Annotated in this window: 6 protein-coding genes; 1 reads left to right on the forward strand and 5 read right to left on the reverse strand. The window is 63.2% G+C overall.

Annotated features, from left to right (window positions below):
• The 3 genes from ACO1BU_RS35320 to ACO1BU_RS35330 form a co-directional block, all read right to left on the reverse strand.
• Positions 1-184, reverse strand: a 184-nt coding sequence (locus tag ACO1BU_RS35320) for a hypothetical protein (RefSeq protein ID WP_481133261.1), incomplete at its 3' end; no start/stop codon positions are given.
• Positions 181-2,559, reverse strand: a complete 2,379-nt coding sequence (locus ACO1BU_RS35325; RefSeq protein ID WP_424140571.1) for a DUF3141 domain-containing protein — start codon at positions 2,557-2,559, stop codon at positions 181-183. The genes ACO1BU_RS35325 and ACO1BU_RS35320, both read right to left, overlap by 4 nt.
• Before the next feature lie 83 nt (positions 2,560-2,642).
• The gene (locus tag ACO1BU_RS35330; RefSeq protein WP_424140572.1) at positions 2,643-3,011 is read right to left on the reverse strand and encodes a phasin family protein; all 369 of its coding nucleotides are present in this window, start codon (positions 3,009-3,011) and stop codon (positions 2,643-2,645) included.
• A 569-nt stretch (positions 3,012-3,580) separates the two neighbouring features.
• Here ACO1BU_RS35330 and ACO1BU_RS35335 point away from each other — a divergent pair.
• Positions 3,581-4,231, forward strand: coding sequence for a TetR/AcrR family transcriptional regulator (locus ACO1BU_RS35335; protein ID WP_424140573.1), 651 nt, complete (start codon positions 3,581-3,583; stop codon positions 4,229-4,231).
• A 972-nt stretch (positions 4,232-5,203) separates the two neighbouring features.
• Here ACO1BU_RS35335 and ACO1BU_RS35340 read toward each other — a convergent pair.
• Positions 5,204-5,770, reverse strand: a complete 567-nt coding sequence (locus ACO1BU_RS35340; RefSeq protein ID WP_424140574.1) for an HdeD family acid-resistance protein — start codon at positions 5,768-5,770, stop codon at positions 5,204-5,206.
• Between the two features lie 42 nt (positions 5,771-5,812).
• A complete protein-coding gene (gene fabI, locus ACO1BU_RS35345; protein ID WP_424140575.1) occupies positions 5,813-6,604 on the reverse strand; it encodes an enoyl-ACP reductase FabI in 792 nt (263 codons plus the stop codon).
• Between the last annotated feature and the right edge of the window lie 327 nt (positions 6,605-6,931).

A 6,931-nucleotide genomic window follows, 5' to 3' on the forward strand; every position in this document is an offset into this window, starting at 1 on the left:
TGTGAGCTGTCGGGCGAGGTCCTCCCTCGGCGCGCAGCGGGGCTGCAAGATGTGTTGAATTCGCGTCGCCGGTCAGCGCGGCGAAGAGCTCGATGTCCTGCTGCGTGATGACACGCGTCAGGCTGGAGCTGTCGCCGATCGCTAGCTCAGCGAAGGTCCGGTTCGGAACCAGATCGGCCGTCACGGGCTATCCCCATTGCCTTTCCGGCTGGACGGGCCGACGGGCTGGATTGGCTTGGTCGTGGCGGCGGATCTCGCCGGTGCGTTGGACTTGAGAGGCGCAGCCGCCGACGCGGGAGCAGCAGATCCTGGAAAGGCAGGCGTGGCCGGCCCGGAGGGCACAGCAGTTGTGACCGTGGCTGCAGATCCAGAAGGTGTCGGTGGCTTGGCGCTGGTCGCGGCCTTGCGGAAAGTATCTTCAATCTGGCGCAGGCGCGCCTGGCCTCCGGGGCTTAAGCCACCGCCGGCCGCGGTGATGGCCGCCAGGCCGGACAGGCCGGCTTCAATCTCAGAAGAGCTGGTACCGCGTAGCAGATCGGGCAAGGTCTTCACCGCAGCCGCCTCGTCCAGCATGACGAGCTGCAGCTGACGGCGCAGAGCATCCTTGAAGGACCGCAGCGCGAGGTGCTTTCCATGCGCAGCATGAAGGCGGCGCAGCATGTTGAACGATCTCTCGTCGGCCAGCTGCTCCTTGAGGCCGATCAAGACCAAGGCGCGCAGCAACGCTTCAAAGAGACCGCCCTTGGCGATAGCACTCCGCAGTTCGGCCACCTGGCGGGCAACGAAGGCGCGCTTCTCTGGGTCCTGGCCGGGCCGCCGGCGGACAGGCGCCTCGGGAGTGCCGAGCCCCAGGAGCGCCTGCAGGATCGGATTGCCGTAGACGCTGAGGAAGCTCAGCTCGACGAAGTTGTCCCGGGCATCGCGCCAATGGTTCAACAGCGTCTCAATCTGGTCTGAGACCTGGTGCTCCAGCATCAGGAACGGGTTTTGCGGGGAGGCGGGTTGGCGGCATTCCCGTATATGGGCAGCCATATCCGGCAGCCCCAGAAGCAGGGGATTTGCGTCGGAGAGAAGCTCGTGCTTCAGGCGCAGCGGATGCATCAGGCGGACTGTTTCGGCCGCCTCCTCCGCCATAACCGCCCGAAGCCAAGGCTGCATCAGGTTGCGGTAGAGACCGAGATTGATCTCGGAGAGCCGTGCAACCGCCGCGAACCTGCGGTCGTCACGCGGCTTAGGCTGGACAATGGCTTCGAGGTCCTCCATGCTGCGCGGTGCGAAGCGCAGCAGATAGGGGCTACCCTCCGGCGCTTTCTCCGGCCAGTCGACGATCTCGGCTTCATAGAGGCCTGGCGGCAGCACGTCGATGAAGTCGATATTGGAGGCGAACTCCTCGTGCTCCTTCCGCGCCACCTTGCCGGAGACGAAGATGCCGAGGTGACCGATGCTGTCATGCTGGGCGTAAACGATTGTCTGACCATGGGCGCGGATATCGTCAACGCTCTCATACAGGTCCAGGATCCAACCGAGTGCCTGAGGCGGCGGGCTGATATTGTCGCCCCTGGAACAGAAGACGATGATGGGCGAGCGGATATTGCGGAGATCGATCCGCAGGCCATCCTGCGTCACCAGCTCCGCAGAAGAGAGCCGGTTGCCGACGAAGAGGTTGTCAGTGATGTACTGCATCTCGGGTTCATTCAGCAGCACATAGCCTCCCCAGTACCTCTCGAATTCCAGGAAGCGCGGCGGTTCGGTATCGATCTTGCTGTAAACGTTGTACTGCTTGGTCCATAGCGTGTTTGCAGGGTTCAAGTTCTCGAAGTTCTGGACCAGCCAGGCACCGTCGAACAGGCCGTTGCCAATATCGCTGGCCCAGGCGGTCAACCATGTGCCGCCCAGCAGGCCGCCCGAGTAGCGCATCGGGTTACGGCCCCGCTCACCAGCCCAGAAGGAAACGGGCGTTCCCGCGACGAGCAGCGGCCCGAATTCTTCAGGATGCGTCGCGGCCGCCATCAACAGTTGCCACCCGGCCTGGCAGTTGCCGATCACCACTGGCAGTCCCTCCGCCTCGGGGTGCAGGCTGACAACATGCGACACGAAGGCGACCTCGGCCCGCATCACGTCCTCGACGTTTTGCCCGGGCTCTGGACGCGGCAAGAATCCAACAAAATAGCAAGGATGGCCAGCCCTCAGCGCGACACCGATCTCGCTATCGGCCTTGAAGCCGCCGATACCCGGCCCGTGCCCGGCGCGGGGATCGATGATGATGAAGGGCCGCTTGCGCGAATCCGTCGGCGTGCCCTCGCCTGGCGTGATGCGCGACAGCATGTAGTTGACCGGACGGGGAAGATTCTTGCCATCCAGCACCACCTCCGCGGAGAAGTGCAGCACATTGGGTGCTTTCTCGGCCATGTGCTGGTGATACTGATTACCACGCTGGCGCAGCACATCGAGGAAAAGGATCTGCCGCTGCCAGGCGTCCATCGCGTATTCGGCGGCGGATTGCCAGACCGTCCAGGGAGCACCCCAGCTGACGGGAAAGGAATTGACCGAACTGATCATGCATTGCCTCCCGCATGTCGGATCCATGCCGCAAGCCAGCAGCATGGTAGGCGCGGCCGGAGCCAGGCCCTATGCCCGGAAAGCTACTTGGTGGTGTTCGGCGCCGCCTTGTTGGCCACTTCCGCCAGCAGGGATGCGTTGGCGTCCTGAAGCTTCTCGGAGAGCTCGAGAAGATTGCGAGCATTCAGTGTCGCGCCCTGAAGGAACGCGCCCATGACCTCGGTTTGCGCGGCAAGAAGCTGGCCGGGTTCCCTGGCGTTGATCAGCTTTTGCACGGCGGCGCCGAAGCGGCCCTGCACTTCGGAAACAATCTCCAGCTCTCGCCGCGCGGCATCGGCGACAATCGCTTGCGACTGCTGGGTAGCGTGCCACAGCGGTTGCAGACGAGGCGCGATCGCATCCCAAGACAGGTTCGGCACGCCATCCATCTTGGTGGGTAAGGAAGCGGACATGGAATGATCCTTCGATGATGGGAGAAGAAGCAGATGCCAAGGAGGCTGGTGGCCCTCTGATCAAGGGGCGGTGACGCGAGTGCTTAGCCTAGCTCGCAGCCGAGCGCCCGCCATTCATCAAACCGTCCGGCCGGGTTGTAAAGTCTCTGTTCAGGTCCGGCAGGGCAATCTCCTCCGGTTCTCCGAGGCGGCCCACGGGGATTTGCGCGCGAGGATCGATCTTTCGAGTACATCCTGTTGCATGGCCCGCACGGTGTCCGTGGTGGTGCAGCCAGGACAACTGGCTCTAACGGTGATGCCCCTTTTCGCATTCTCCTGCGCCAGGACCTTCGTTGGCGTCTTCGCCCAATCGGGACTGGCCGAGGATGCGGACGTAGCAGCCTCCGGCGAGGCAAGCATGAACCCGGCTTCGGACGGATCCAGAGGCATGGCAGATCACTCCCCCGCATAGTCAAGCAGCGCCAATATCAGCTCGCAAACCAGCCAACCATGATCTATATCAACCACCGTTGACGCTGTGCAAGACCCTCGCCGAGATCCGGCATAAGCAATGGGCTATAAGGAGCGCTATGCCTCTGAAGTCGGATGTCGAGAACCGCGGGCAAGATACGCGCCGCCGTATCCTGGAAGCTGCGATGCTCCGCTTCGCGCAGCACAGTTACGAGGAGACGAAGTTGCGCGACATCGCGGCCGATGTTGGCGTCGATGTCGCTTTGGTCCACCGGAGCTTCGGCTCCAAGGAGCGGCTTTTCGAGGAGGTGGTGAACATTGCCTTCGAGCCGCAGCGGCTGTTCGCGGCAGACCGCAGCGAGCTGACGGCGCGCCTGACCGCCAGGATCCTGGAACCAAGCCTCGACCAAGCCCTACGGGTCATCGATCCGCTGGATATCCTGGTTCGCAACCTCCTCAGCCGTGAGGCGATCCCGCTTCTTCGCGAAGCCATTGCCAAGCACGTCGTTGTTCCGCTGGGACCAAAGCTTGATGATCCGTCGCAACAGCGCGCTGCGTTGCTGGCCGCCTGCCTTGCAGGGATCGGCATCTTCCGCCACGTGCTGCGGGTCGAGCCTCTCCTCGATGGAGCCGATGAACGACTCGGTGGGCTGATTGCCGATATCATCGATGTCAGCATGGGCAGTCCGCCAGCTGTCCATCGGCGGCCTTCCGCAAAGGACGAGCCTGCAGGCCTCAACAAAAAGTCCAGGCAGCGGAGTTCACCCTAGCCTAACCTCCTCCGATGCACGTCCCATACAGGGGCTGTGGTCAGTGCAGTCTCTTCACGTGAAAAAGCGCGCCCGTATTTGTCGGAGCGGCGTGGTCACATCCGTTCCTGATCATCGCGTTCCATGAAGGCCGTGGACGTGCAAGCACGCGCCGGAATTCCCAAATCGCCTTGGTCGCTCCCGCCAGATCAACGACGATCTTGTCTGCAGGCTTGTCCGTGAGGTCGATCTCGTCGAGGCGCGAGGGAATGCTGTGGAGCCAGCGCTGGGGAGCGTTATTCCGAGGAGGACGCGCCCGGCGACTGCGGTGAAGGCCGCACGCCATCGATACCCTCCCAGATATTGCCTGGCTCAGGCTGCAAGGGTTCTAGCGGCCGCTGAGGATCCAGGATCTGTCTGACGGTGGGATGGTTCAGGTTAGTCGTGCGTCCCCCAGTTCCAAAAGAACCACCAGCGCCGTGTGAGCATCCGGCCAGGCAGATCGGAAGCAGAGCAGCCGTCAAGGCGTTCCGCAAAGCGCGATGTGCTGATGGCAGTGTCACGCCCCCTCCGGATGTTGAATGCCCCTGTTTGGAACCAGTGCCCATCATGCCCGGGGATCACTCGGGCGAGAGCGCATAGCCGGCCAGCACGACGCGGCTCGAAAGCGCGGTCCTGACGGCGCTGAGCACAAAGGAAGCCGCCTCCCGTAGGCCGTCACCAGGTGTGACCGCCCCCGTGGCTGCGATTTTGGCGTAGACGCCGGCGAAGCTGGCACAGCGTCGTCGTTGAAGTTGTCTGATGCATCCACGCCGGAAATGTCGAGGAGGATAAGGTTGGCGGGAGACCTTCCGCACAGGTTCATCGACATCTGTCTTTCCACCCGCTGACGCCCCTGGAAAGCCGGCTCGAGATAGACAGGACCCGGTCGCCACGGGAAACCCCCGGAGCCTTTCCCATGTGCCAGCCGTGCCGAGGCAATCGTTGCAAGCCCTATTTCGCCGTCCTGAGAGCAAGGCCAAAGCTGGCATAGGCACAGCCCTGGATCAGAAGATCGATGGCCAGGAACAGCCCGACGACCCAGAGGCTGTTCACGGGCCAGCCGGTCGCGATGAGAAGGCCCGTCAGCATCGTCAGGACGCCGCTGACAACGAACCAGGCCTTGTCACGACCGGCACTGCTGTCGAGGCCGACCCAGAGACGCCCGGCGCCTGCCACCAGAAGAGCCACGGCGATGAAGAGCGTGGTGACCGTGGAGGCCAGGAGCGGGTTTGCAATGACCAGGATTCCGGCAGCCGTATAGAGCAGCCCCGACAGCATCCAGGCCCAGAATCGGCGCGACTTCCTGCCGCGAATGGCCAGCAGGATGTGCGCGACGCCCGCCGCCAACATGAGAATGCCCAGCATGAAGATCGTCGCCAGGGTCGTAACGAAGAGATTGGCGAAGGCCACCAGGCTCAGCAGCACCAGCCCGATCCCAAGGGCAATGAACCAGAGCCAGTTTGACCGAATCCGTCCCAAAGCGCCTTCAAGGCTGTGCAGATCGCTAACCGTGGCCATGCCCGCATCCTTCTGTTGTCGATCGGCGATGAGCGTCTTCGTTCAGGCTATAGTGTGAAACCCGTTGTCGGCGAAGATGACGGAGCCCGAGAGCGGCGCGCCAGCGCCACTTGCCAGAAAGGCCGCGATTCGGCCGATCTCGTCGATGCTGACAAGCCGGCCGGCGGGGGTCCGGTCTCGTACCTTGTCGAGCAGGGCGTCGAAGCGATCAATGCCGGATGCTGCCCGCGTCTTGACGGCGCCGGCGGAAATAGCATGGGCACGGATGCCTTGGCTGGCGAGGTCGGCGGCGATGTAGCGAACACTGGCCTCCAGCGCAGCCTTGACCGGCCCCATGAGGTTGTAGTTCTCGACCACGCGGTCCGCGCCGTAGAAGCTCACCGTCAGGAGGGATCCGCCCTCACTCATCAGCGGCGCGGCGAGCCGAGCCATGCGGATGAAGGAATGGCAGGACACGTCCATGGCCAGGGCAAAGCCCTCAGCTGAACAGTTAACCACGCCCGTTTGCAGATCCTCCCGGGGTGCGAAGGCGATGGAATGCAGCAGGAAGTCGAGCCGGGGCCATGCCTGCTGCACAGCCTCGAAAACGCTTTCCAGTTGGCCGGGAATCCGCACATCACAGGGCAGCAGGAGAGGCGCCCTCAGGGCCTCGGCGAGGGGCTGTACGAAGGGTTTCGCCTTGTCGTTCAGGTAGGTGATTGCCAGTTCAGCCCCGGCCTGCCGGAAGGCTGTGGCGCAACCGGCCGCGATGCTGTGTTCATTGGCGACACCAACCACCAGGCCGCGCTTGCCGGTCAGGTCGACAATCGGGGTTCTGGGTTCCGCCCTCTCCATAGGCGCACATTACCCTCTTGCCCCTGGCGGTCAACAGGGGTTGACTACGCATGGGCTGCAACAGTGCGGGGCGCCATCCGCTCGGCGGTGGAGGGCCGAGAAATCGGCAGAGAGATCCAGGTGGCCAGGCCGCGCCAGGAAGGCAAGCCGCTCGTGAGAGCAGCAGACAGTCAATTGAGACAGGTCAGGCGTGGTCCTTCGCCCTGGCGGAAACTGATGGGGCCAAGCCTGAATGGCAATGACAGCAAACCGTAAACGCCTGTTGCTGGTGGTGTTCGCTGTGATCGCCGCCGGCGGAGGCTACTTCGCTTGGAAAAAGCTGGGCAG

The sequence above is a fragment of the Roseomonas chloroacetimidivorans genome, from assembly GCF_049629625.1.
Classification (GTDB): Bacteria; Pseudomonadota; Alphaproteobacteria; order Acetobacterales; family Acetobacteraceae; genus Roseomonas; species Roseomonas chloroacetimidivorans.

Bases quoted from the DNA above. Each gene is read 5' to 3' on its own strand.
- ACO1BU_RS35335 (WP_424140573.1), top strand. From the start codon at position 3,581: ATGCCTCTGAAGTCGGATGTCGAGAACCGCGGGCAAGATACGCGCCGC.
- ACO1BU_RS35330 (WP_424140572.1), bottom strand. From the start codon at position 3,011: ATGTCCGCTTCCTTACCCACCAAGATGGATGGCGTGCCGAACCTGTCT.
- ACO1BU_RS35325 (WP_424140571.1), bottom strand. From the start codon at position 2,559: ATGATCAGTTCGGTCAATTCCTTTCCCGTCAGCTGGGGTGCTCCCTGG.
- fabI (WP_424140575.1), bottom strand. From the start codon at position 6,604: ATGGAGAGGGCGGAACCCAGAACCCCGATTGTCGACCTGACCGGCAAG.
- ACO1BU_RS35340 (WP_424140574.1), bottom strand. From the start codon at position 5,770: ATGGCCACGGTTAGCGATCTGCACAGCCTTGAAGGCGCTTTGGGACGG.